The 24,187-nt window shown below is 56.2% G+C and carries 23 protein-coding genes; 8 read left to right on the top strand and 15 right to left on the bottom strand.

Annotated features, from left to right (window positions below; all coding sequences use genetic code 11):
- Nucleotides 1-144: 144 nt before the first annotated feature.
- Nucleotides 145-1,368: a peptidase T gene (gene pepT / locus FFS28_RS19860; protein ID WP_137903784.1), complete on the bottom strand. Its 1,224-nt coding sequence runs from the start codon at nucleotides 1,366-1,368 to the stop codon at nucleotides 145-147.
- A 237-nt stretch (nucleotides 1,369-1,605) separates the two neighbouring features.
- Between pepT and potA the strand changes: the two genes are divergently transcribed.
- Genes potA through potD form a run of 4 tightly spaced genes read left to right on the top strand, consistent with a single transcriptional unit; the run spans nucleotide 1,606 to nucleotide 5,414 of the window.
- On the top strand, nucleotides 1,606-2,754 hold the full coding sequence (gene potA / locus FFS28_RS19865; protein ID WP_171007425.1) for a spermidine/putrescine ABC transporter ATP-binding protein PotA: 1,149 nt from the start codon (nucleotides 1,606-1,608) through the stop codon (nucleotides 2,752-2,754).
- Complete coding sequence (potB, locus tag FFS28_RS19870) at nucleotides 2,738-3,595, top strand: spermidine/putrescine ABC transporter permease PotB (protein ID WP_088207490.1); 858 nt, start codon at nucleotides 2,738-2,740, stop codon at nucleotides 3,593-3,595. The genes potA and potB overlap by 17 nt, the downstream gene beginning before the upstream one ends.
- Entirely contained in the window at nucleotides 3,592-4,383 is a 792-nt protein-coding gene (potC, locus tag FFS28_RS19875) for a spermidine/putrescine ABC transporter permease PotC (protein ID WP_006174735.1), read from the top strand. The genes potB and potC overlap by 4 nt, the downstream gene beginning before the upstream one ends.
- Complete coding sequence (gene potD, locus FFS28_RS19880) at nucleotides 4,380-5,414, top strand: spermidine/putrescine ABC transporter substrate-binding protein PotD (protein WP_058609126.1); 1,035 nt, start codon at nucleotides 4,380-4,382, stop codon at nucleotides 5,412-5,414. Before potC ends, potD begins: the two co-directional genes overlap by 4 nt.
- A 37-nt stretch (nucleotides 5,415-5,451) precedes the next feature.
- Here potD and cobB read toward each other — a convergent pair whose 3' ends face one another.
- The 5 genes from cobB to lolC are packed head-to-tail and all read right to left on the bottom strand — an operon-like array spanning nucleotide 5,452 to nucleotide 10,388.
- On the bottom strand, nucleotides 5,452-6,273 hold the full coding sequence (cobB, locus tag FFS28_RS19885) for a Sir2 family NAD+-dependent deacetylase (protein WP_042319571.1): 822 nt from the start codon (nucleotides 6,271-6,273) through the stop codon (nucleotides 5,452-5,454).
- 14 nt (nucleotides 6,274-6,287) lie between these two features.
- Nucleotides 6,288-7,199: an N-acetylglucosamine kinase gene (gene nagK, locus FFS28_RS19890; protein ID WP_006174730.1), complete on the bottom strand. Its 912-nt coding sequence runs from the start codon at nucleotides 7,197-7,199 to the stop codon at nucleotides 6,288-6,290.
- A 51-nt stretch (nucleotides 7,200-7,250) separates the two neighbouring features.
- A complete protein-coding gene (gene lolE / locus FFS28_RS19895) occupies nucleotides 7,251-8,495 on the bottom strand; it encodes a lipoprotein-releasing ABC transporter permease subunit LolE (RefSeq protein WP_137903786.1) in 1,245 nt (414 codons plus the stop codon).
- A complete protein-coding gene (gene lolD / locus FFS28_RS19900; protein WP_137903787.1) occupies nucleotides 8,495-9,196 on the bottom strand; it encodes a lipoprotein-releasing ABC transporter ATP-binding protein LolD in 702 nt (233 codons plus the stop codon). Before lolD ends, lolE begins: the two co-directional genes overlap by 1 nt.
- Entirely contained in the window at nucleotides 9,189-10,388 is a 1,200-nt protein-coding gene (gene lolC, locus FFS28_RS19905; RefSeq protein WP_137903788.1) for a lipoprotein-releasing ABC transporter permease subunit LolC, read from the bottom strand. Before lolC ends, lolD begins: the two co-directional genes overlap by 8 nt.
- Before the next feature lie 257 nt (nucleotides 10,389-10,645).
- On the opposite strand from lolC, the gene FFS28_RS19910 reads away from it, so the two are divergent.
- From FFS28_RS19910 to ldtC, 3 genes are all read left to right on the top strand, one after another.
- Nucleotides 10,646-11,719, top strand: coding sequence for an acyltransferase family protein (locus tag FFS28_RS19910; protein ID WP_102891083.1), 1,074 nt, complete (start codon nucleotides 10,646-10,648; stop codon nucleotides 11,717-11,719).
- Between the two features lie 149 nt (nucleotides 11,720-11,868).
- Nucleotides 11,869-15,315, top strand: a complete 3,447-nt coding sequence (mfd, locus tag FFS28_RS19915; RefSeq protein WP_137903789.1) for a transcription-repair coupling factor — start codon at nucleotides 11,869-11,871, stop codon at nucleotides 15,313-15,315.
- Between the two features lie 154 nt (nucleotides 15,316-15,469).
- On the top strand, nucleotides 15,470-16,435 hold the full coding sequence (gene ldtC / locus FFS28_RS19920; protein ID WP_137903790.1) for a L,D-transpeptidase LdtC: 966 nt from the start codon (nucleotides 15,470-15,472) through the stop codon (nucleotides 16,433-16,435).
- A 73-nt stretch (nucleotides 16,436-16,508) separates the two neighbouring features.
- Here ldtC and bhsA read toward each other — a convergent pair whose 3' ends face one another.
- Nucleotides 16,509-16,766: a multiple stress resistance protein BhsA gene (bhsA, locus tag FFS28_RS19925; protein WP_006174713.1), complete on the bottom strand. Its 258-nt coding sequence runs from the start codon at nucleotides 16,764-16,766 to the stop codon at nucleotides 16,509-16,511.
- A gap of 243 nt (nucleotides 16,767-17,009) precedes the next feature.
- Between bhsA and comR the strand changes: the two genes are divergently transcribed.
- Nucleotides 17,010-17,645, top strand: a complete 636-nt coding sequence (comR, locus tag FFS28_RS19930; RefSeq protein WP_042319562.1) for a TetR family copper-responsive transcriptional repressor ComR — start codon at nucleotides 17,010-17,012, stop codon at nucleotides 17,643-17,645.
- 200 nt (nucleotides 17,646-17,845) lie between these two features.
- On the opposite strand, the gene FFS28_RS19935 is transcribed toward comR, so the two are convergent.
- The 8 genes from FFS28_RS19935 to hinT all read right to left on the bottom strand — a co-directional run bounded on the left by FFS28_RS19935 (nucleotide 17,846) and on the right by hinT (nucleotide 23,932).
- Nucleotides 17,846-18,385, bottom strand: coding sequence for a glycine zipper 2TM domain-containing protein (locus FFS28_RS19935; protein WP_137903791.1), 540 nt, complete (start codon nucleotides 18,383-18,385; stop codon nucleotides 17,846-17,848).
- 193 nt (nucleotides 18,386-18,578) lie between these two features.
- Nucleotides 18,579-19,883, bottom strand: a complete 1,305-nt coding sequence (locus FFS28_RS19940; RefSeq protein WP_042319553.1) for an NAD(P)/FAD-dependent oxidoreductase — start codon at nucleotides 19,881-19,883, stop codon at nucleotides 18,579-18,581.
- 236 nt (nucleotides 19,884-20,119) lie between these two features.
- Nucleotides 20,120-20,662: an alpha/beta hydrolase YcfP gene (gene ycfP, locus FFS28_RS19950; RefSeq protein ID WP_088207497.1), complete on the bottom strand. Its 543-nt coding sequence runs from the start codon at nucleotides 20,660-20,662 to the stop codon at nucleotides 20,120-20,122.
- 34 nt (nucleotides 20,663-20,696) lie between these two features.
- On the bottom strand, nucleotides 20,697-21,722 hold the full coding sequence (nagZ, locus tag FFS28_RS19955) for a beta-N-acetylhexosaminidase (protein ID WP_088207498.1): 1,026 nt from the start codon (nucleotides 21,720-21,722) through the stop codon (nucleotides 20,697-20,699).
- A gap of 11 nt (nucleotides 21,723-21,733) precedes the next feature.
- A complete protein-coding gene (gene thiK, locus FFS28_RS19960; RefSeq protein ID WP_137903792.1) occupies nucleotides 21,734-22,558 on the bottom strand; it encodes a thiamine kinase in 825 nt (274 codons plus the stop codon).
- Complete coding sequence (lpoB, locus tag FFS28_RS19965; protein WP_088207906.1) at nucleotides 22,539-23,183, bottom strand: penicillin-binding protein activator LpoB; 645 nt, start codon at nucleotides 23,181-23,183, stop codon at nucleotides 22,539-22,541. The genes thiK and lpoB overlap by 20 nt, the downstream gene beginning before the upstream one ends.
- A 13-nt stretch (nucleotides 23,184-23,196) precedes the next feature.
- Nucleotides 23,197-23,571, bottom strand: coding sequence for a YcfL family putative periplasmic lipoprotein (locus FFS28_RS19970; RefSeq protein WP_006174701.1), 375 nt, complete (start codon nucleotides 23,569-23,571; stop codon nucleotides 23,197-23,199).
- 1 nt (nucleotide 23,572) lies between these two features.
- On the bottom strand, nucleotides 23,573-23,932 hold the full coding sequence (gene hinT, locus FFS28_RS19975; RefSeq protein ID WP_006174700.1) for a purine nucleoside phosphoramidase: 360 nt from the start codon (nucleotides 23,930-23,932) through the stop codon (nucleotides 23,573-23,575).
- Nucleotides 23,933-24,187: the final 255 nt, after the last annotated feature.

A 24,187-nucleotide genomic window follows, 5' to 3' on the forward strand; every position in this document is an offset into this window, starting at 1 on the left:
CAGGCACGACGGTGCCGAAAGAAAGGCCGGATATACGAAAGCATCTTACTCCCGTTACACAAAACATGATTAGTGACTTGCATAACGGGAGGTGTCCATATACGGGTAAGGCGTAGCCGCCACCCGGCTAAAAGCACCTACCACCTACCGTTTCGCGGTCAACTCCGCGATCCGCACAATCACCTGCACCGCTTTTTCCATCCCTTCCAGCGTGACGAACTCGTGCTTGCCGTGGTAATTGTAGCCCCCGGTAAACAGGTTTGGACACGGTAGTCCCATGAAGGAAAGCTGTGAGCCATCGGTGCCGCCGCGAATCGGTTTAAGATTCGGCTCAATGTCGCAATCACGCATCGCCTGCTGGGCGATGTCGAGAATATGCGGGTGCTCCATCACCTTGTCGCGCATGTTGTAATAGCTGTCTTCGATGATCAGCTCAATATAGCAATCAGGGTGCAGCCCTTTGCCGACCTTTTTAGCGATTTCCATCATCTTACGCTTGCGGGCTTCAAAGGCTTTACGGTCAAAGTCGCGTACGATGTAGTGCATCTGCGCGCTGTCCACGGTACCCTTGATGCTGGTCAGGTGATAGAACCCCTCATAACCTTCCGTCATCTCCGGGCTTTCTTCTGCCGGAACCTCGGCATGAATGCGTGCGGCAAGCGACAGCGCATTGACCATCACCCCTTTGGCGGAGCCGGGATGAACGTTGTTACCGACGATTTTGATGGTGACCGAGGCCGCGTTGAAGTTCTCATACTCCAGTTCGCCCACGCCGCCACCGTCGACGGTATAGGCCCACTGGGCGTTAAAGGCTTCGACGTCGAAATGTTTGGCCCCTTTTCCGACCTCTTCATCCGGCGTGAACGCCACGCGAATATCACCGTGGGGAATGTTTTTTTCCTTCAGCACCGCCAGAGCCGTCATGATTTCGGCGATACCGGCTTTATCATCCGCCCCCAGCAGCGTTTTGCCGTCGGTGGTGATCAGGGTCTGCCCCAACAGCTGATGCAGCACCGGGAACATGACCGGGGATAACACTTCATCGCCGATTCCCAGCGCAATGTCCCCGCCGCGGTAGTTTTCGACAATCTGCGGATTGACATGTTTACCGCTAAAATCAGGTGAGGTATCGACATGGGAGATAAAACCAATCGCCGGGATATCCCCGTCGATGTTCGCTGGCAACGTGCCCATCACGGTGCCTTTCTCGCTGAGCGTGACGTTGACCAGCCCCTGCGCCTCAAGCTGCTCTTTCAGCAGGTTTAATAGCTTCCACTGGCCTTCGGTGCTGGGCACCTGTCGGACACCCGGTTTAGATTGGGTATCCAGCGAAACGTACTGTAAAAAACGTTCAAGTAATTTATCCATGCAGTCACCCTCACTTTTTGTGACAACATTATCAATAAGCATCAAAACCCAAATATTGCGTCAGGTCACTTTTATCCCGCAAACGAGAACTTTTTACGTTTGTATCGTTATACGTTAATAAATGTAGCTTATGGATCAGTGAGAAGGATTGGCGATTCAATGGGTTTGCCGTAGAATGTCCGCCCTCATTACGAGTCACCAAGGTGGTTACACACAAACCCCGCTTCGGTCTGCTGCCTGAAGCGTCTATATGGGACAGCGCAAAAATTGAAAACACAACCCCGTTCCCTTTCACCGCTGGTGAAGCTGGAACGAATTCGTAAAGGTTTCGATGGTAAAGATGTCATTTCCGATCTCAATCTGACCATCAAAGACGGTGAGTTTCTCACGCTGCTCGGCCCTTCTGGCTGTGGCAAAACCACCGTCCTGCGCCTTATCGCCGGGCTGGAAAGCGTCGATAGCGGCCATATTCACCTTGAGAACCAGGATATCACCGAGGTTCCTGCCGAAGATCGTCACGTTAATACCGTCTTTCAGAGCTATGCGTTATTCCCGCATATGACCGTGTTCGAGAACGTGGCGTTTGGCCTGCGGATGCAAAAAACGCCCGCTGGCGAAATCCCTCCTCGCGTCAACGAGGCCCTGAAAATGGTTCAGCTGGAAGAGTTTGCCCAGCGTAAACCCCACCAGCTCTCCGGCGGCCAGCAGCAGCGCGTTGCCATTGCCCGGGCGGTGGTCAATAAACCGCGCCTGCTTCTGCTGGATGAATCTCTGTCCGCGCTGGATTACAAGCTGCGCAAGCAGATGCAGAACGAGCTGAAAGCCCTGCAGCGAAAGCTCGGCATTACCTTCGTTTTTGTCACTCACGATCAGGAAGAGGCGCTGACCATGTCCGACCGTATCGTGGTGATGCGCGCAGGCAAAATTGAGCAGGACGGTACCCCACGCGAGATCTACGAAGAGCCGAAAAACCTGTTTGTCGCCAGCTTTATTGGCGAAATCAATATCTTTGATGCAACCGTCATTGAACGTCTCGACGACCAGCGGGTGCGCGCCAGCGTGGAAGGTCGCGAGTGCAATATCACCGTGAATTTCCCCGTCGAGCGGGGCCAAAAGCTCAACGTCCTGCTGCGCCCTGAAGACCTGCGCGTCGATGAGATCCACGACAACACCGAGGCGGAAGGCTTAATTGGCTATATCCGCGAGCGCAACTATAAAGGAATGACGCTCGAATCCGTGGTGGAGCTGGAAAACGGCAAGATGGTGATGGTCAGCGAGTTCTTTAACGAGGACGATCCTGACTTCGACCACTCCCTCGATCAGAAAATGGTCATCAACTGGGTAGAAAGCTGGGAGGTTGTACTGGCTGATGAAGAACACAAGTAAATTCCAGAAGGTGGTGATTGCCACGATCGTCGGTTGGCTTGTGCTGTTCGTCTTTTTACCCAACCTGATGATTATCGCCACCAGCTTCCTGACCCGCGACGATACTCACTTCGTCACGCTGGTCTTTACGCTGGATAACTACGCGCGTCTGCTCGATCCGCTCTATTTTGACGTGCTCCTTCACTCGCTCAACATGGCGCTGATCGCCACCGTTGCCTGTCTGGTGCTGGGCTACCCGTTCGCCTGGTTCCTGGCCCGGCTGCCGCAAAAGGTGCGGCCTCTGCTGCTGTTTTTACTGATTGTTCCGTTCTGGACGAACTCGTTGATCCGCATTTACGGGCTGAAAATTTTCCTCAGCACCAAAGGCTATCTCAACGAGTTCCTGCTGTGGCTGGGGGTGATCGATACCCCTGTCCGCATCATGTATACGCCGGGCGCGGTCATCATCGGCCTGGTCTACATCCTGCTGCCGTTTATGGTGATGCCGCTCTACTCAAGCATTGAAAAGCTGGATAAGCCTCTGCTGGAAGCGGCGAAGGATCTCGGTGCCGGTAAGCTGCAGACCTTTATCCGCATCATCATTCCGCTGACCATGCCGGGCATTGTCGCCGGCTGCCTGCTGGTGATGCTGCCCGCGATGGGCCTGTTCTTCGTCTCTGACCTGATGGGCGGGGCAAAAAACCTGCTGATTGGTAACGTGATTAAGAGCCAGTTCCTTAATATCCGCGACTGGCCGTTTGGCTCGGCAACGAGTATTACGCTGACGGTGGTGATGGGCCTGATGCTGCTGGTCTACTGGCGCGCGTCGCGTATGCTGAATAAAAGGGTGGAGCTGGAATGATCGGTCGACTGCTTCGCGGCGGGTTTATGACCGCCATTTATGCTTATCTCTATATTCCGATTATTATTTTGATCGTGAATTCGTTTAACAGCTCGCGCTTCGGGATCGGCTGGAAGGGGTTTACCACCAACTGGTACAGCCTGCTGTTGAACAATGACAGCCTGTTACAGGCCGCCCAGCACTCGCTGACGATGGCGATTTTTTCCGCCACCTTCTCAACGCTGATTGGCTCACTCACCGCCGTGGCGCTTTATCGCTACCGTTTTCGCGGCAAGCCGTTCGTCAGCGGTATGCTGTTTGTGGTGATGATGTCGCCGGACATCGTCATGGCGATTTCGCTGCTGGTGCTGTTTATGCTGTTGGGCGTGCAGCTGGGCTTCTGGTCTTTGCTGTTCTCGCACATCACCTTCTGCCTGCCGTTTGTGGTGGTGACCGTCTTTGCGCGCCTGAAAGGCTTTGACGTGCGCATGCTGGAGGCGGCTAAAGACCTGGGTGCCAGCGAGATGACAATCCTGCGTAAAATCATCCTGCCGCTGGCGATGCCTGCCGTTGCGGCCGGGTGGCTGCTCAGCTTTACCCTGTCGATGGACGACGTGGTGGTCTCCTCCTTCGTGACGGGGCCGAGCTATGAAATATTGCCGTTGAAGATCTATTCAATGGTGAAAGTCGGTGTTTCACCGGAGGTGAACGCGCTGGCGACTATCCTGCTGGTGCTCTCGCTGGTCCTGGTGATTGCCAGCCAGCTTATTGCGCGTGATAAAACAAAATCTCAGGGGACAATGAAATGAAAAAAATGCTCGCCGCTGCGGCGCTGGTGCTCGGAATGGGTGCAGCGCACGCCGATGACAGCAAAACGCTCTATTTCTACAACTGGACCGAGTATGTGCCGCCAGGCCTGCTGGAGCAGTTCACCAAAGAGACCGGCATCAAGGTGATCTACTCGACCTATGAATCGAACGAAACCATGTACGCCAAGCTCAAAACGTATAAAGAGGGTGCGTACGATCTGGTGGTTCCTTCGACCTATTTCGTCGATAAGATGCGCAAAGAGGGCATGATCCAGAAGATCGACAAAACGAAGCTAAGCAATTTTTCAAACCTCGATCCGCAGATGCTTAACAAGCCGTTTGATCCGAACAACGATTACTCGATCCCTTACATCTGGGGTGCAACGGCCATCGGCGTGAACAGCGATGAGCTTGATCCCAAAAGCGTGACCCGCTGGGCGGATCTGTGGAAACCGGAATACAAGAGCAGCCTGCTGCTGACCGATGACGCGCGCGAAGTGTTCCAGGTTGCCCTGCGCAAACTCGGCTACTCCGGCAACACTACCGACCCGAAAGAGATTGAAGCCGCCTACAATGAGCTGAAAAAGCTGATGCCTAACGTCGCGGCGTTTAACTCAGATAACCCGGCTAACCCGTATATGGAAGGCGAAGTGAATCTGGGGATGGTCTGGAACGGCTCAGCGTACGTTGCCCGTCAGGCCGGTACGCCGCTGGAGGTGGTCTGGCCTGAAGAGGGCGGGATCTTCTGGATGGACAGCCTGGCGATACCGTCAAATTCGAAAAACGTTGAGGGTGCCCTGAAGCTCATTAACTTCCTGCTGCGCCCGGACGTGGCGAAACAGGTTGCTGAGACCATTGGCTATCCAACGCCAAACCTGGCCGCACGCAAGCTGCTGAAGCCGGAAGTCGCGAATGACAAATCACTTTATCCGGATGCCGACACCATCAGCAAAGGGGAGTGGCAGAACGATGTGGGCGACGCGAGCCGCCTTTACGAAGAGTATTATCAGAAGCTGAAAGCGGGTCGATAATCAAACAAAAACGGGCAACGCAAGGTTGCCCGTTTTCTTATAACCCTTTGAGTAGCTTGTCTACAAACGCCGGTACCACTTCACTCGCAAGGCCGTAGTGCTTCTCCTCAAACTCACTGCCAACCTGGCTGGGTTCAAGATTCAGTTCTACCGTATGCGCGCCCTGCAACCGGGCTTCGTGAACAAATCCGGCTGCCGGATAAACATGCCCGGAGGTGCCGATGGCGATAAACACGTCCGCCATCGCCAGCGCGCTGTAGATCTCATCCATCCCCAGCGGCATTTCACCGAACCAGACCACATGCGGGCGCAGTCGCGCCGGGAACTGGCAGCAGTGACATTTGTCATCGTCCAACACATCCTCTTTCCAGTCCAGCACCTGACCGCTCCAGGCGCAGCGCACCTTGAGTAATTCACCATGCATGTGAATGATGTTTTTGTTACCGGCGCGTTCGTGCAGGTTATCGATATTCTGCGTCACCAGCAGAAAACGATCGCCCAGCGCCTCTTCCAGCTTCGCCAGCGCAACATGCGCCGCGTTCGGCACAATTTCCGGCTGCTGGAGCTGGCGGCGGCGGGCATTGTAAAATGCCTGCACTAATTCCGGATCGCGGGCGAAGCCTTCCGGCGTCGCCACATCTTCTACACGGTGCTCTTCCCACAGCCCGTCCGCCGCGCGGAAGGTTCGGATCCCGGATTCGGCGGAGATCCCCGCCCCGGTCAGCACCACCACTCTGGGTTTATCCATCGCTTCTGGCATCATCCTGTCTCTGAAAAAGATCCGCTGGCGCAAGCGTTCACGTAAGCGGCGTTTATTTTTGCGAAAACGGCTGAGTCGACCTAAGCGACGCGACAGCATAGTAACCTCATAAACTAATCGGTGAGATGAAGGAATGCGGCTCCGCGCATGCCTCCTGCGTCCCCGTGCCGCGCGCGTTCGATGCGCGGCACGCGGGCGACCGGCAATAAATGTCGGGGCAGTCGCCCGGACAACTGTTCCGTAATCGCGGTAAAGTTTGACAGCCCTCCCCCAATCACCAGCAGATCCGGATCGACAATGGTCAGGATATTGCCAAGACACACCGCCAGCAGGTCGAGGTAGCGCTCGACGTGCTCCCGCGCCTGCGCATCACCCTGCTCCCACAAGGTTATGATCTGGGGGGCTTCAAGTTTCTGATGATAGAAGTGTTCATACAGCCATGCAAACCCGCGGCCCGAGAGATAGTTCTCAATGCAGCCATGCTGGCCGCAGCCGCAGCGCGTGAGCGGAAAATCACGCCCCACAACGTCTAGCGCATCCACCGGCAGGCGGATATGCCCAAATTCGCCGGTGATGTAGCTGCGCCCGGTTATGGGTTTGCCATTGATGATGATCCCCCCGCCAACGCCCGTGCCGAGGATCAGCCCCATCACCAGTGGGTAACGGCGAAACTCGTCATCCCAGGCTTCGGAGAGGGCAAAACAGTTGGCATCATTGTCTAAACGCACGTCGCGTTCAAGGAGAGCAGAGAGATCGGCGCGCAGCGTTCTGCCGCTGGCGGCGGGGACGTTAGCGGCATACAGCGTACCGTCGTCCGTTTCGGGCATCCCCGGGATACCAATACCGACGCTGCCTTTGACGCCAAAGCGGGTATCCGCCTGCGCCACCAGCGCGGCAATGGCCGTTAAAAAGTCGTCGTAGCTTTCGCGCGGGGTGGGAACACGGGTTTCCCACTGTAGCTTGAGGTCTTTATCAAACACGCCCAGCGCAATTTTAGTGCCGCCAATATCAAATCCATAATACATAACGCATTCCTCTTTTGATCTGGCGGCAAAGCTCACCAGACCATGACGTAATTACTGGCCACTTAATACCCTCGCCGGATCAATTCGGCTAGCGCGACGCGCCGGATACCAGCTTGCCAGCAGACTCAGTAAAAGTGCTGTAACCAGCACATAAATAACGTCCAGCCAGTGCAATTCAGACGGCAGGAAGTCAATAAAATAGATATCACCCGACAGGAACTGGTGACCAATAAGCTTTTCAATGCCGTTGATGATTGGCGTCAGTTGCAGAGAAACCACCACCCCGATCGCCACACCGCACAGGCTACCAAACAGCCCTGCCATTAAACCGTACCAGACAAAGATGGCGCGAATGAGACCGTCTTTTGCCCCGAGCGTTCGCAGCACGGCAATGTCGCCGCTCTTGTCTTTAACCGCCATCACCAGCGTCGAGACGATGTTAAAGCACGCCACACCGATCACCAGCACCATCGCCAGATACATAATGGCGCGGATCATCTGGATATCACGGTACATATACCCGTAAGTGCCTATCCAGCTTTTGATATAGACATAGTTATTGGTGACTTCGCCGGCATCCCGTACCAGTTTATTGGCGTTAAAGACGTCGTTCACCTTAATGGCGATCCCTGTCACGCTGTCGCCCATGTCCAGATACTGGCGGGCATCGTCCATCGGCACCATGGCAAAGCTGTGGTCCAGCTGACCGCTGAGCTGGAGAATGCCGGTCACATGCAGACGGATACGTTTAGGCTGTTGCAGCTTATGGTCCGCGCTGGCGTTGGGGATCATGATGGAGATCCAGTCGCCCTGCTTCACCTTAAGCGCATCGGCGACGCCTTTACCGATGATAATCTGCTGTTCACCTGCCCTGAAACTGGACCACGCGCCGTTCTGGACATAGCTGGGCAGCGCGCTCAGCCGCGCTTCCTGCGCCGGGTTAACGCCCTTCACCTGAATGGCGCGCAGGTTAACCCCGCTCTCCACCAGCCCGGTGAAGTTGATGTAAGGGGCCGCCGCTGCAACGCCCGGCACTTTTTCCATTCTGGCGAGCGCATCGCTCCAGTTGTTCCAGGGCTGGTTAACCGGCTCGATCTCGCCGTGCGGAACCACGGCCAAAATGCGGTTATTCAGCTCACGCTCAAAGCCGTTCATCGCGCTGAGGCCGACGATAAGCACCGCCACGCCCAGCGCGATGCCCACGGTAGAAATCACGGAAATCAGCGATACCATGCCGCCGCGACGACGACCGCGGCTAAAGCGTAATCCGATCAGTAAGGATAACGGTGAAGCCATTACTCCGCTCCCATCAGGGTCAGTTCAGCGTTCAGATGACCGTCGCGCATTTCAAGCTGACGGCCCATCCGCTTCGCCAGCTGCAAATCGTGCGTGACCACCAGAAACGCGGTCCCCTGCGAGGCGTTGAGTTCGTCCAGGAGCTGGAAGATGCTGTCTGCATTACGCGCATCGAGGTTGCCCGTCGGTTCATCCGCCAGCACCAGGCGCGGGTTATTGACCAGCGCGCGGGCAATCGCCACACGCTGGCGCTCACCGCCGGAAAGCTCGGACGGGCGGTGATTACCACGGTGCCCCAGTCCTACCGCGTTCAGCATATCGCTGGCACGCGCGTTGATTTCTGCCGCTTTCTTTTTGCCAATCAGCAGCGGCATCGCCACGTTTTCCAGCGCCGTGAAATCCGGCAGCAGGTGGTGGAACTGGTAGATAAAGCCCAGCTCACGGTTGCGTAGCTCCGCTTTCGCGGTAGAGGACATTTTGCTCAGCGGCTGGCCTGAAAAAATCACATCCCCCTCGGTTGGGGTATCCAGCCCGCCCAGCAGATGCAGCAAGGTACTTTTACCGGAGCCGGAGCTGCCGACAATCGCCATCATTTCGCCCTCGCCCACGCTGAAGCTCACATTGTGCAGCACGTCGGTCTGCACAGTGCCTTCCTGATAGCGTTTGGACAGGTTGTCGCATTGCAACAGGATCTTATTCATAACGTAAAGCCTCAGCGGGTTGAGTGGCGGCAGCGCGCCAGGAAGGATAAAGCGTAGAGAGCAGCGCAATGGCCATCGCGGCCAGCGCAATGCCAACCACCTGCAGCGGCTCGATAGCCACCGGCAACGCCGCGCCATCAAGGAGTGCGCCAAGGATCGGCATTAAATTATTCAGCTGGCTGGCAAGTAGTGCCCCCAGTACGGCGCCCAGCAGCGCCCCGATGATGCCGGCGCTGGCCCCTTGCACCATAAACACCGCCATAATCTGGCGTGGGGTAAGCCCCTGGGTTTGCAGAATCGCGACTTCGCCCTGTTTCTCCATCACCATCAGACCCAGCGAGGTGATGATGTTAAACGCCGCCACGGCGACGATCAGGCTCAGCAGCAGCCCCATCATGTTCTTTTCCATGCGCACGGCCTGGAATAGCTCGCCTTTACGGTCGCGCCAGTCCTGCCATTTCGTCCCTTCGGGCAGCGTTTGCTGGCTGAGGGTATCCACCTTCAGCGGCGCATCGAGCCACAAACGCCAGCCGGTGATATTGCCCGCCGGGTAGCGCATCAGGCGCGAGGCATCCTGGATGTTGACCAGCATCTGGTAACCATCCACTTCGCTGTTGGCGGCAAAGGTCCCGATGACGTTAAACAGACGCTGGCTCGGCAGGCGCCCCATCGGCGTAAACTGGCTGGCAGAAGGCACCATCACGCGCAGCTGGTCGCCACGGTTGACGCCAAGCTGCCCGGCAAGCTGCTCGCCGAGGATAATGTTGTACTTACCGGCTTCGAGATCGGTCTGTTTGACGTTAACCAGGTAAGGAGTGAGCGGGTCTTTTTGTGACGGGTCAATCCCCAGCATCACGCCTACCGCCACGCTGCGGGCGCTTTGCAGCACCACGTCACCGGTGGTTAAAGGCGCAACGCGCGTCACACCCTGCAGCATCGCCGCGCTTTCCGGCAGCTGCTGGGGGTTAACGGAGCCGTTGGTCGACGAGAGAACGGCCTGCGGCATCAGCCCCAGGATGTTGTTTTGCAGCTCGCGCTCAAAGCCGTTCATGACGGAAAGCACCGTCACCAGTGCCATCACGCCAAGCGTAATGCCAATAGTCGAAAGCCAGGAGACAAAGCGACCGAAGCGGTCCGCGGCGCGCCCACGCATGTAACGTAAGCCTATGAAAAGTGCGACAGGTTGATACATGAAATCCGTCTGGTTGCTGATAGCAGACCCACGAGTATATAAGCGAATCCGCTAAGCGTAAATGACTGAAACCGTAAGCTTTGGTAATCATTTTTCTGAAAAATTCAGATAAATCATAGTGCTAGTTGTAGAACGCCCTTCTGCCCTCCTCCACCTTTTCCGAAAAACGTACTGATACAGACTCTTACCCATTACATCCCGGTAGCACTTAACCACAATCGAGCCTTCGTTTATGGCAATTAAGGTAGTCGCGAACAATGAAACAAAAAGCATTATGGATAAACCAGATAAAGGGGCTGTGCATCTGCCTTGTGGTGATCTATCACTCGGTCATCACCTTTTATCCTCACCTGAGCGGGCTTCAGCATCCGTTGTCTGGCCTTATCGCCAAATGCTGGGTCTATTTTAATCTTTATCTCGCGCCCTTCCGTATGCCGGTGTTTTTCTTTATTTCCGGGTATCTCATTCGCCGCTATATCGATGAAGTGGACTGGCGCACCAGCCTCGACAAGCGCATCTGGAGCATTGTCTGGGTGCTCGCGCTGTGGGGCGTGCTGCAGTGGCAGGCGCTGAGCCACCTGAATGCCTGGCTGGCGCCGGAGCGTGAACTCGCTACCTCGTCAAACGCCGCCTATGCCGATTCGATATCGGGCTTCCTGCACGGCATGCTTACCGCCAGCACCAGCCTGTGGTATCTGTACGCTCTGGTGGTCTATTTCACGCTGTGTAAATTGCTGAGCCGCTGGAAGCTTCCGGTGCTGGCCCTGCTCGCCCTGGCAAGCGTGGCGATTAACTTCCTGCCGCTGCCGTGGTGGGGCATGAACAGCGTGGTGCGCAACATGATTTACTACAGCCTGGGCGCGTGGTACGGCGCGCAGCTCATGGCGTGGATGAAGGGCCTGGATCTGCGCCGTTACGGGCTGGCGATCGCGGCGTTTGCCATGGTCTCCGTGGTGCTGTGGTTTGCAAACGTTCCTCTGTTCCTCTCGCTGCTGTCGATCCTGGTCATCCTGAAGCTCTTTTACAGCGTCGAACAGCGCTATGCCGTTCATCCCGACAACCTGCTCAACGTGGTCGGCTCGAACACCATTGCGATTTACACCACCCACCGCATTTTGATCGAGGCACTGAGTTTGGTTCTGATCGGTGAGATGAACGCGGGTCACTGGCCGGTGTGGGCCGAACTGACGCTGATTGTGGTCTATCCTTTTGCCAGCCTGCTCGCCTGCACGCTGGTGGGGCTGGGCGTGCGTAAGCTTTCCACCGCGCTCTTTGGCGATCTGTTCTTCTCCCCGCCCGCGCGGCTTTCCCCTGCGCCAGCCACCCGTTAATAACCTTCTCGCCCCCTCTCCGGGGGCGAATTTGCACCCCGTGCGGTTACAATTTGCTTATGCAAAACGATCGAGGATAATAAAGACATTGCGTATCAGTGATATGCCCCAATACTGTTGGTATATCCATAAGAGACTCTGACAAAGCCATGCCTGAACACGATCGTTATTCCTTGCCTGTCAACGCGGGCGACCAACGCCAACTGGGCGAACTCACGGGCGCGGCGTGCGCCACGCTGGTGGCAGAAATCACTGAGCGCCATCCGGGGCCAGTAGTCCTGGTTGCGCCGGATATGCAAAATGCCCTGCGCCTGCATGACGAAATCCGGCAGTTCACCGACAGCCTGGTGTTTAGCCTGGCCGACTGGGAAACGCTGCCGTATGACAGCTTCTCGCCGCATCAGGAGATTATCTCTTCGCGCCTGTCGACGCTGTATCAGCTTCCGACCATGCAACGCGGCGTGCTGATTGTGCCGGTGAATACGCTGATGCAGCGCGTCTGCCCGCACAGCTATCTTCACGGCCACGCCCTGATGATGAAAAAAGGTCAGCGCCTCTCCCGCGACACCCTTCGCGCGCAGCTGGACAACGCCGGGTATCGCCATGTTGATCAGGTCATGGAGCATGGGGAATACGCCACCCGCGGCGCGCTGCTTGACCTCTACCCCATGGGCAGCGAGCAGCCATACCGTCTGGACTTTTTCGATGATGAAATCGACAGCCTGCGCGTATTCGACGCCGACACCCAGCGCACGCTGGAAGAAGTTGAGGCGATTAACCTGCTCCCGGCGCATGAATTCCCGACGGATAAAACCGCCATTGAGTTGTTCCGCAGCCAGTGGCGAGACACGTTCGAGGTTAAGCGCGACGCCGAACATATTTATCAGCAGGTCAGTAAAGGCACGCTGCCCGCCGGGATCGAATACTGGCAGCCGCTGTTCTTCAGCGAGCCGCTGCCGCCGCTTTTCAGCTACTTCCCGAAAAACACGCTGATCGTGAATACGGGCGATATTGAGGCCAGCGCCAGCCGGTTTGAAAGCGAGACCCGCGCCCGTTTCGAAAACCGCGGCGTGGATCCTATGCGCCCGTTGCTGCCGCCCGAGAAGCTGTGGCTACGCACCGATGAACTGAATGCCGAGCTAAAACGCTGGCCACGGATGCAGCTCAAAACCGACTCGCTTGCGAAAAAAGCGGCCAACACGAACCTCGCGTTTAAGACGCTGCCGGATCTCGCCGTGCAGGCGCAGCAGAAATCGCCGCTTGATAATCTGCGTAAGTTCCTCGAGGCCTTTACCGGCCCGGTGGTGTTCTCGGTTGAGAGCGAAGGCCGTCGCGAGGCGCTGGGCGAACTACTGAGCCGCATTAAGGTGGCACCAAAGCGCATTTTGCGACTCGATGAAGCCACCGGCAATGGCCGTTATCTGATGATCGGCGCGGCCGAGCACGGGTTTATTGATACGCTTAACAACCGCGCCCTGATCTGCGAAAGCGACCTGCTCGGAGAGCGCGTTGCGCGCCGCCGCCAGGACAGCCGCCGTACCATCAACCCGGACACATTGATCCGTAACCTGGCGGAGCTGCACCCGGGTCAGCCGATTGTTCACCTTGAACACGGTGTCGGGCGCTATCAGGGGATGACGACGCTGGAGGCGGGCGGCATCAAAGGTGAATACCTAATGCTGACCTATGCCAACGACGCCAAACTGTACGTGCCGGTATCGTCCCTGCATCTGATCAGCCGCTATGCGGGCGGTGCGGAAGATAACGCCCCGCTGCATAAGCTGGGCGGCGATGCCTGGGCGCGAGCGCGCCAGAAAGCGGCGGAAAAAGTTCGCGACGTGGCGGCTGAACTGCTGGATATCTACGCCCAGCGTGCGGCCAAAGAGGGCTATGCCTTTAAGCATGACAAAGAGCAGTATCAGCTGTTCTGTGACAGCTTCCCGTTCGAAACCACGCCGGATCAGGCGCAGGCCATTAACGCCGTGCTGAGCGATATGTGCCAGCCGCTGGCGATGGACCGGCTGGTCTGCGGCGACGTGGGCTTCGGCAAAACTGAAGTGGCGATGCGCGCGGCCTTCCTCGCCGTGGAGAACAACAAGCAGGTGGCGGTGCTGGTCCCTACCACCCTTCTGGCCCAGCAGCACTTCGACAACTTCCGCGACCGCTTTGCCAACTGGCCGGTGCGTATCGAAATGCTGTCGCGTTTTCGCAGCGCCAAAGAGCAAACGAGCATTCTGGAGCAGGCAAGCGAAGGCAAGATCGACATTCTGATCGGCACGCACAAGCTGCTGCAAAGCGACGTGAAGTGGAAAGATTTGGGCCTGCTGATCGTCGACGAAGAACACCGCTTCGGGGTGCGTCACAAAGAGCGGATCAAAGCGATGCGCGCGGACGTCGATATTCTGACCCTGACCGCAACGCCGATCCCGCGTACGCTGAATATGGCGATGAGCGGCATGCGCGATCTGTCGATTATCGCCACCCCTCCGGCGCGCCGTCTGGCGGTGAAAACCTTCGTGCGGGAGTACGATAATCTGGTGGTCCGCGAGGCGATCCTGCGCGAAGTGTTGCGCGGCGGCCAGGTGTATTACCTCTACAACGACGTGGAAAATATTCAGAAAGCCGCCGACAGGCTGGCGGAGCTGGTGCCGGAGGCACGTATTGCCATCGGCCACGGGCAGATGCGCGAGCGCGAGCTGGAACGCGTGATGAACGATTTCCACCACCAGCGTTTTAACGTGCTGGTCTGTACCACCATTATTGAAACCGGCATCGACATTCCTACCGCCAATACCATCATCATTGAACGGGCGGATCACTTTGGCCTGGCGCAGCTTCACCAGTTACGTGGCCGCGTAGGCCGTTCGCACCATCAGGCCTACGCATGGCTGCTGACGCCGCATCCGAAGGCGATGACCACCGACGCGCAAAAGCGTCTGGAAGCCATCGCCTCGCTGGAAGATCTCGGCGCCGGGTTCGCGCTGGCAACGCACGACCTCGAGATCCGCGGGGCGGGCGAACTGCTGGGCGAAGATCAGAGCGGTTCGATGGAAACCATCGGCTTCTCGCTGTATATGGAGTTGCTGGAAAACGCCGTCGATGCGCTGAAGGCCGGTCGGGAACCGTCGCTGGAAGATTTAACCAGCCAGCAAACCGAAGTCGAATTGCGGATGCCGTCCCTGCTGCCGGATGATTTTATTCCGGACGTGAATACCCGCCTGTCGTTCTACAAGCGTATTGCCAGCGCGAAAAATGAAGGCGAGCTGGAAGAGATCAAAGTCGAGCTGATCGACCGCTTTGGCCTGCTGCCGGACGCCGCGCGCAACCTGCTGGACATCGCCCGTCTGCGTCAGCAGGCGCAAAAGCTGGGCATTCGCAAGCTGGAGGGCAATGAGAAAGGCGGGATGATTGAGTTTGCCGAGAAAAACCATGTCGATCCGATGTGGCTGATCGGCCTGCTGCAAAAACAGCCTCAGCACTTCCGTCTGGATGGCCCGACGCGTCTGCGCTTTACGCAGGAGCTGGCCGAGCGTAAGAACCGCATGGAGTGGGTCCGTAACTTTATGCGTCAGCTTGAAGAGAACGCCATCGCCTGACCGGCACTACAGGCTCCCGGTAGCGCAACGCTGCCGGGAGCGACAATTTACAAACTCTTTGCACTTCGCCCGATCTTCCCGACACACCCATTGACCATAATTATGATTCACAGCTTATAAAATAATAACCTTATCATTTATATGGATTATGGTGATGATGATCTCTTCGCGTCTTATCCGCTGGATTACGTTGTCTGCGCTGATCGCAACGGTAGCCATTGCGTTACCCGCCCGGGCAAACACCTGGCCTCTCCCGCCCCCTGGCAGCAAACTTGTCGGGGAAAATCGTTTTCACGTCGTGGAAAATAATGGCGGTTCGCTTGAGGCGATTGCTAAAAAATATAACGTTGGGTTCCTGGCGCTGCTTCAGGCTAACCCCGGCGTAGATCCTTATGTGCCTCGTGCCGGCAGCGTGCTGACGATCCCGCTCCAGACGCTGCTGCCGGATGCGCCGCGCGAGGGGATCGTGATCAACCTTGCTGAGCTTCGGCTTTACTATTATCCACCGGGTAAAAACGAAGTGACCGTCTATCCTATCGGCATTGGGCAGTTGGGCGGCGACACGCTCACCCCAACGATGGTGACCACCGTCTCTGATAAGCGGGCAAACCCGACGTGGACGCCAACGGCCAATATTCGCGCCCGCTACAAAGCGCAGGGCATTGAGCTACCGGCGGTTGTGCCGGCAGGACCCGATAACCCCATGGGACATCACGCGATCCGCCTCGCCGCCTACGGCGGTGTCTATCTGTTGCATGGAACCAATGCGGATTTCGGTATTGGGATGCGCGTCAGCTCCGGCTGTATTCGCCTTCGCGATGACGACATCAAGACGCTTTATAGCGAGATCACGCCGGGCACCAAAGTGAATATCATTAATACGCCGATTAAGGTTTCTGAGGAGCCTGGCGGCGTGCGGCTGGTCGAAATCCATCAGCCGTTATCGAAAAACATAGGTGACGATCCGCAAACCCTGCCCATCAATCTGAATGCTGCGATGGTGAGTTTTAAAACGAATGCCAGCACCGATGAGGCCGTGATGGCGAGAGCCATGGAGGTACGTTCAGGCATGCCGACTGACGTCACGCGGCACCACAATATTGCGCAACAGTCGATGTAAGACCCAACGAAAAACGCCCTGCATATGCAGGGCGTTTTTTATAGCAGTGGCATAAATGAGGGTTTAGCCAGGCTTATTTGTAGATGACCGCAGTACCGTGGAGGGTGTTAGGACCGGTCACTGAGGTGATGCGGAAAGATTTTGCACCCATTTCATCCGCTTTTTGCGCCAGCTGATCTTCCAGTGAACCCAGGTTAGTCCCGGCATTCGCGGAGATGGTGCCCACTTTCTGCTGGTCAGCAGGGGTGGATTGCACTTCAACAGCGGCGAAGCTTGCGAAAGAGAGTGAACTCAGAACAGCGGCAGCGATGAGGGTTTTAACGTTTTTCATGTTTTTATACCTTTAGGCAGATGAATTGATGTCGTAAGTTATTTACTTAACGATCGATAGGTAAATGATAGATGTGATCCAGGTCACACGTCAATCTATTTTTATAACGACCATTAAATAAATTTAAATTTCTTTATTATTCATATCGATAGGATTAATTTATTTTTAAGCAAACAGCGCTGGTCCCGGCTGTGGTTTATTTTTATAATGGTCATTCAACAAACCAACAGAGGACCAACGGCAATGACAACCGATGTCACGAGTTGTGCGAAGAAAAGCCGTGGCCGACCAAAAGTGTTCGACAGGGATGCGGCGCTGGATAAGGCCATGACGCTCTTCTGGCAGCACGGGTACGAGGCAACGTCGCTTTCGGACCTGGTGGAAGCTACCGGAGCCAAAGCGCCGACGCTGTACGCGGAGTTTACGAATAAAGAGGGGCTGTTCCGGGCGGTTCTGGATCGATACATCTCCCGTTTTGCGGCGAAGTACGAAGCGCAGCTGTTCTGCGAAGAAAAATCCGTTGAGCAGGCGCTGCGGGACTACTTCACCGCCATCGCCACCTGCTTCACCAGCAAAGAGACCCCTGCCGGGTGTTTTATGATCAACACCTCTGCCACCCTCGCGGCCTCGTCTACAGAGATCGCCAACACGGTGAAATCGCGCCATGCGATGCAGGAGGAGACGCTGAGCACGTTCCTTGCCCAGCGCCAGCAGCGCGGCGAGATCCCCGCGCATTGCCGCCCGCAGGCGCTGGCGCAATACTTAAGCTGCATTCTGCAGGGCATGTCGATTAGCGCCCGCGAAGGCGCTGGCCTGGAAAAACTGCAAAGCATCACCCAGACCACGCTGCGCCTGTGGCCTGAACTTCTCAAGCTGTAATCTTAAGGGCGGTTCTCCGCCCTTTCTGTTTTCTTCTTTCCCACGTCGTCAACGAGTTCAGGGATGCTACCGTGCAACCGACCCCGGGTATGAACATGCCTGCTGTGCGGGTGTTGTGGCAGATGGCTTAATGAATATCGTGCCAAAAAAAAGCTCCTCAGCCTGAGCGCGTGAGGAGCTAAGTTCAGAGAAGATCTTTTTTACGCTTTGTTGTTCAGGATCAACTGACCATTTCCGTCCAGCGGGATCTGGGTGCCGGGGTCTTTATCCATGCGGATTTTGCCCTGCTGGTCGCCGATTTTGTAGGTGACATCGTAACCCAGCATTTTCTCGGATTTGTCATAGACGGTTTTACAGCGCTGCTGGGTTGTGGTGTAGGTGTCGTTATCCTGCATCGCACCCTGCACCTGATTCCCTGCATAGCCACCGCCCAACGCGCCGACAACGGTAGCCACGTCTTTACCGCGACCGCCACCAAACTGATGGCCAATCACGCCGCCTGCAACCGCGCCGAGAACAGAACCGGCAATACGGTTTTCATCCTGTACGGGACGACGGTGGGTAACCGCAACGTTGCGGCACTCCTGACGGGGCGTTTTGACCGTCTCTTTAATGGGCGTTGCGGAAACCACTTGCGCATACTGCGGGCTACGTTCAAACACGTTGAGACTGGCAACCGCAGCCACACCTAACGCAGCCGCTACGCCAATCCCTATACCCGCCAACATTGATTTATTCACGGGACATCCTCCTTTGTTGCTATTGGTAACAATTTTGCAATCAATGGCTGGACTCGCCAATAAGACAAAGGCGTAAAAACGCGGTGTACAGGAGGGATATATCGGATTTAGGAGAACTCTTAAGCGCCTGAAGGGCACTGGACAGCATGATATGCTAAAAAATCCCTCCGGAGGACCCGGAGGGATAATACGATTAGTGCAGCTTCAGACGCGGGCGAATAACGCGGTTGATGCGTCCGACCAGCATCATCAGGCCGGTTTTGAAGTAGCCATGTAGCGCAATCTGGTGCATACGGTAAAGTGAGATATACACAAAGCGCGCAATGCGCCCTTCTACCATCATCGAGCCACGCATCAGGTTACCCATCAGACTGCCGACGGTCGAGAAGTTAGAGAGCGACACCAGAGAGCCGTGGTCTTTGTAGACATACGCCTTCATCGGTTTGCCTTTACGCTGCGCCAGGATGTTGTGCAGCACCAGGCTTGCCATCTGGTGCGCGGCCTGAGCACGCGGAGGAACGAACCCGCCTTCCGGGCGCGCGCAGGAGGCACAGTCGCCGATGGCGTAAATGTCCGGATCGCGCGTGGTTTGCAGCGTAGGCTCCGTCACCAGCTGATTAATACGGTTCGTTTCCAGCCCGCCGATATCTTTCATGAAATCAGGCGCTTTAATCCCTGCCGCCCAGACCATCAGATCCGCTTCGATGTACTCGCCGTCTTTGGTGTGCAGACCACCCGCATCGGCGCTGGTGACCATGGTTTGCGTCAGCACGCGTACGCCGAGTTTGGTCAGCTCGCTGTGCGCTGCGCCGGAAATACGCGGCGGCAGCGCCGGCAGAATGCGTTCGCCCGCCTCAACCAGCGTCACGTTCAGCGCATCGTTCGTCAGGCCTTTGTAGCCGTAGCTGTGCAGCTGTTTCACCGCGTTGTGCAGTTCAGCAGACAGCTCAACGCCCGTCGCGCCCCCGCCTACAATCGCGATGTTAACCTTGCCGTTGGCACCCAGGTTATTGGTGTATTTCAGGAACAGATTGAGCATTTCCTGATGGAAACGACGCGCCTGATGCGGGTTGTCCAGGAAGATGCAGTGATCTTTCACGCCCGGCGTATTGAAGTCGTTCGATGTACTGCCCAGGGCCATGACCAGCGTGTCATACGGCAGCTTGCGCTCAGGAACCAGCAGTTCACCTTTGTCGTCGCGCAGCTCAGCCAGCGTAATGGTTTTGCTCTCACGGTTGATATCCACCACGGATCCCAGCTGGAACTGGAAATGATGATTACGCGCATGTGCCAGATAGCTCAGGGCATCCACGCCCTCATCCAGCGATCCGGTCGCCACTTCGTGCAGCAGCGGTTTCCACAGATGGCTGTGGTTACGATCTACCAGCGTAATTTTGGCTTTCTTACCGCGACCCAGCTTTTTGCCCAGCTGCGTCGCCAGCTCCAGCCCGCCAGCACCACCGCCTACAATCACTATTTTTTTCAATGGTGTAGTCAACGCGACCCCCTAAATTATTAACCAATTGTTAATTAAAAGTTATGAAAATAACCCTTAATTAACAACAGGTTACAGCACTGAAACCATTCAAGTGCATTGAGGATAACACGTCAGGCGCATTGGTCATACCAAAATTGATATGCATCAAGTTTTGATGGCTTAAAAGTAGACAAGTCTGACAAAAAAGAAAGCCCGGCACGCTTTCGCGACCGGGCTTGAGGCTTTTAGAGGGCTGTTTAGCCCAGCGTTTTGAAGGCTTTTATGCGCTGCAGATGCGGGGAGATGTTTTTAAACTTGTGGGTTTGTTCATCGTCCCAGACGATCTCATAGAAGTGATGCAGCATCTCCGCTGAACGCTGGCTGTCCAGCGCTTCGTCATGACGCGAGAGGATCGCCAGACAACGATCGCGATTCTTTTCACGGAAATTACTGACGCATTTCGTCGCAATATCGGCGTACTCCTCCGGGCGGTCAATCTTGCCTTCCATGTTCTCGTTCGGGAACAGGTTTGGATTGAAAATGACCTGACGAATATCGCACAAAAATCCGATGCGCTCTGCCCAGTAGCCTCCCAGCCCGACGCCGCAAATCAGCGGACGCTCGTCAACGTTGAGCTGCAGCATTTTGTCCACTTCCTTGAGTAAATGCTGCATATCATGTTTAGGGTGGCGGGTACTGTAGCTAATCAGCCGGACGTCCGGATCGATAAACTGCAGCTGCAGTACCTTCTCATGGTTACCTGGGCTGTTTGAGTCAAAACCGTGTAAATAGATGATCATTGTCTTCCCACCTTGCTACGCCTTACGGGAGTGATTACAGGCCTGCTTTATGGGCCTGCCAGCGCTCGTTGAGCGCTTCAAGTTGCGCGTTGACCGTCTTCCAGCGCGCCGAGTCCATCAACTCCTGACGGCTAAATGAACCTTTATGATACAATTGTGTAACACGTTCGGCATTGATCGGCGACAGGTTATCCAGCACGCTGACCGCTCCTTTACGATTATTACAGACCAGGATCATATCGCAACCTGCATCCAGTGAAGCCTGTCCGCGTTCCGCATAGCTGCCCATGATTGCCGCCCCTTCCATGGACAAATCATCCGAGAAAATCACGCCGTTAAAGCCCAGCTCCTGACGCAGGACGGTTTTCAGCCAGTGCGGGGAACCGCTCGCCGGGCGCGGATCGACATCGCTGTAGATCACATGCGCAGGCATAATCGCATCCAGCTTGTTGTCAGTGATGAGCGAGCGGAAGATGGACATATCTTTGGCGCGGATCTCCGCTTCAGGGCGCGGATCGCGTGGCGTCTCTTTGTGCGAGTCAGCCGTTACCGCACCGTGTCCCGGGAAGTGTTTGCCGGTGGTTTTCATGCCCGCGTCGTGCATACCGTCAATAAACTGTGTGGCCATTGCCAGGGCAATGCGCGGGTCCTCATGGTACGAGCGTTCGCCGATAGCGGCGCTGATATGCCCGACATCCAGCACCGGGGCAAAGCTAATGTCGATATCCATGGCAATCATTTCGCTTGCCATCAGCCAACCGGCGTCCTGCGCCAGTTTCCCGCCCGCTTCGGTGCCAAGCAGCGCCGCAAAAGACTGTGCAGCCGGTAAGCGGGTGAATCCCTCACGGAAGCGCTGTACGCGCCCTCCTTCCTGATCGACCGCCACCACCAGCCGGTTACGCGATGCCGCTCGGATCTGGCGCACCAGTTCGCGCAACTGCGCCGGATCGTGATAGTTGCGGGTAAACAGAATCAGGCCGCCCACCAGCGGATGCGCCAGGATCTCGCGCTCCTCCGCATCCAGCTCAAACCCTTCGACATCCAACATCACTGGACCCACACGAACCTCTCTTATCCTTTAGTGTTTAACTGACGCCAGGCATCATCTGCCAGCGTAATAAATTGTTTGTCACCCGTCTGCGCAAGGCGCACCTCAAACCAGCCCGCCATCAGCATCAATACCCATGGCCGCCAGCGGCTGACCTGGCGCGCCAGCGTCCGGGTGTCCATCTGCGCCAGTTCGGCATAGGCCGCAATTAGCGTGTCCCGCGCGGCCTTGTCCGGTGTCCAGACGGCAGCCAGCTCCAGCGCGACATCCCCATCTCCGGCATATTCCCAGTCGATGAGCCTTTCCCCTGCCGCCGTGTGAACGATATTGCCTGCGTGAACATCCATGTGCAGCGGCGCAAGCCGCAACGGTTGCGGCTCACCTCTTGCACGGCGTTTTTTAAGCTGAGCCAGCCAGTATGGCGTTCTGCGCGCGGGCGCGGCCTGCTGCCAGTATTGTTCAAGCAGCGGCATAAGCGCGATGCGCCAGCCCAGCCGTCGCTGACGATGCAGATGATACAGCAGAGCAGCAAGCGTTGGGGTATCCGGTAGCGTGGTTTTGATCTCGCCCGCAAGATACTCCACGACCATCCAGCCCTGGCTGAAAAAACAGGGTTCGGGTACGAGTCCGGCCGGAAGGCGTTTCAGGGCAAGATACTGACGACGAAAATGGGCGTCGGGCGCAGAGGCATCGTGATGCTGGCGCAGAACCAGACGATGTTCGCCCTGCTCAATAATGCAACTCGCGCCGCCAAGCCCGGAAGGGGCCTGCGGCGCGACAAGACGGTATTGAGGAAAATAACGCGTCAGAATTTCCTCACGCGTCGGCTTATTGTTGCGAAACGGCACCTTTACCTGACCAGATAATCTCGCCTGTCTGAACCAGCATCAGCTGCATTTGCAGGGCCGGGGTATTGACGTTGCCGGTGGCGCTGGAATACAGGACATACTGTGCGCCAACGTTACGGGCAATCCCGATCGCTTTGCTGCGCGAGCCAAGGCTGTCCTGCGGTGACAGGCCAAGCTGCTGCTTCGCCACCGCCAGCTGCTGCGAGGAGACCAGCGTAAATTTACCGTTGTTGGCTAAGGCGTTGCGCAGGGTTTCCGTCGCTTCACCCGCATTCAGCGAGCCGTTAGTACGGTTGTTCACGCTATCTACCAGCAGCACGCTGCCCGCCGTCACGCCCTGAGCCTGCAGCATTTTGCCGACCATCGGCTGCATCGCGCCGTTCCAGTCATAGTGGCGCACGCGCGGCGTTGGCTGAGAGGTTTGATCCGGGTGTTCAATCGGGCCTGGCTGCGCCGGAATAGTTGGCACAGATGGCACCGTTGGCACCGGTTGCGTTGGCGGCGTCGGCTGTTCTGTCCCCGGTTTTGCCTCGTCCACGGGCGCGGGTTCTTCGGTTCGCGTTACACAACCGGCAAGAAAAAGTGCAAATGCGGTCACAAGCGCATAGCGGCTTATATTTTTAATCAAGGTTTACCCCTTACAAGTAAAGATAAAGTCTCACCTTATGCGCACCCAACGAGTTGGCGCTGCCATAGAGCGTCACCGACGATCCCGCCGGGATGGTCACACTGCGCGGCGCTTCGAGCGGGTGCATTTCAAGACCTCTAACGTCATACCAGTAAAAACGGTAATGCACCGTCACCGGCTCGTGTCTTTCGTTAAAGAGCGTAGAGGAGGCAGAAGACTGGATTTCGCTGATGGTCAGCGCAGGCTGCTCCGCCGTGATGCCTGCGGCAAGCACCGAGGCCTCCATGACCAGCGACTGTTCATCGCTGACCGGGATCGCCGGACGCGCGCTGCACCCCGCTATCAGCACTGCGATAATCAGCGCTGCAATACGCCCTCTTAACATATCAAAGACCTTTATGTGCCAGCATCGGGCCGAGTGGACGTCCACCCAGCAGATGCATATGGATATGATAAACTTCCTGGCCGCCATGACGATTGCAGTTCATGATCAGACGGTATCCGTCCTGGGCAATCCCCTCTTGCTCTGCGATTTTCGCGGCCACCGTAAGCATACGGCCTAATGCCACTTCGTGCTCGGTTTTCACGTCATTTACGGTAGGAATCAGAATATTGGGAATAATGAGGATATGCGTTGGGGCCTGCGGTGAAATGTCCCGGAACGCCGTCACCAGATCGTCCTGATAGACGATATCCGACGGGATCTCGCGGCGGATAATTTTACTGAAAATCGTTTCTTCGGCCATGACCTTGTCCTTATTTGTTTACTCTGGCGTGGTGCATCCGCTAATCACACATTTTATGTCGAATACTGTGCGTTACAGTTGATGAGTATGAGCGACTTTCTCCTGTCCTTTCAACCTTCTCCCGCGATTTCTTTCCTTAATGTACCGCAGCTGCATGAAGTATGACCGCTCCCCGGCGGGAAACGTCTGAAACATTATTTCATTTGCCTCCGAAACATCTGTTTACAGCGTTAATCACAATGCGTATATTTCGCA

The organism is Enterobacter sp. 2VL, from assembly GCF_005503595.1.
GTDB classification, from domain to species: domain Bacteria; phylum Pseudomonadota; class Gammaproteobacteria; order Enterobacterales; family Enterobacteriaceae; genus Enterobacter; species Enterobacter cancerogenus.

What these genes read in the sequence shown, in the direction of transcription:
- pepT (WP_137903784.1), bottom strand. Translation starts at nt 1,368, where the DNA reads ATGGATAAATTACTTGAACGTTTTTTACAGTACGTTTCGCTGGATACC.
- cobB (WP_042319571.1), bottom strand. Translation starts at nt 6,273, where the DNA reads ATGCTGTCGCGTCGCTTAGGTCGACTCAGCCGTTTTCGCAAAAATAAA.
- lolE (WP_137903786.1), bottom strand. Translation starts at nt 8,495, where the DNA reads ATGGCTTCACCGTTATCCTTACTGATCGGATTACGCTTTAGCCGCGGT.
- lolC (WP_137903788.1), bottom strand. Translation starts at nt 10,388, where the DNA reads ATGTATCAACCTGTCGCACTTTTCATAGGCTTACGTTACATGCGTGGG.
- potC (WP_006174735.1), top strand. Translation starts at nt 3,592, where the DNA reads ATGATCGGTCGACTGCTTCGCGGCGGGTTTATGACCGCCATTTATGCT.
- potD (WP_058609126.1), top strand. Translation starts at nt 4,380, where the DNA reads ATGAAAAAAATGCTCGCCGCTGCGGCGCTGGTGCTCGGAATGGGTGCA.
- comR (WP_042319562.1), top strand. Translation starts at nt 17,010, where the DNA reads ATGACAACCGATGTCACGAGTTGTGCGAAGAAAAGCCGTGGCCGACCA.
- FFS28_RS19970 (WP_006174701.1), bottom strand. Translation starts at nt 23,571, where the DNA reads ATGTTAAGAGGGCGTATTGCAGCGCTGATTATCGCAGTGCTGATAGCG.
- nagK (WP_006174730.1), bottom strand. Translation starts at nt 7,199, where the DNA reads ATGTATTATGGATTTGATATTGGCGGCACTAAAATTGCGCTGGGCGTG.
- ldtC (WP_137903790.1), top strand. Translation starts at nt 15,470, where the DNA reads ATGATGATCTCTTCGCGTCTTATCCGCTGGATTACGTTGTCTGCGCTG.
- lolD (WP_137903787.1), bottom strand. Translation starts at nt 9,196, where the DNA reads ATGAATAAGATCCTGTTGCAATGCGACAACCTGTCCAAACGCTATCAG.
- mfd (WP_137903789.1), top strand. Translation starts at nt 11,869, where the DNA reads ATGCCTGAACACGATCGTTATTCCTTGCCTGTCAACGCGGGCGACCAA.
- FFS28_RS19910 (WP_102891083.1), top strand. Translation starts at nt 10,646, where the DNA reads ATGAAACAAAAAGCATTATGGATAAACCAGATAAAGGGGCTGTGCATC.
- potB (WP_088207490.1), top strand. Translation starts at nt 2,738, where the DNA reads ATGAAGAACACAAGTAAATTCCAGAAGGTGGTGATTGCCACGATCGTC.
- ycfP (WP_088207497.1), bottom strand. Translation starts at nt 20,662, where the DNA reads ATGATCATCTATTTACACGGTTTTGACTCAAACAGCCCAGGTAACCAT.
- bhsA (WP_006174713.1), bottom strand. Translation starts at nt 16,766, where the DNA reads ATGAAAAACGTTAAAACCCTCATCGCTGCCGCTGTTCTGAGTTCACTC.
- hinT (WP_006174700.1), bottom strand. Translation starts at nt 23,932, where the DNA reads ATGGCCGAAGAAACGATTTTCAGTAAAATTATCCGCCGCGAGATCCCG.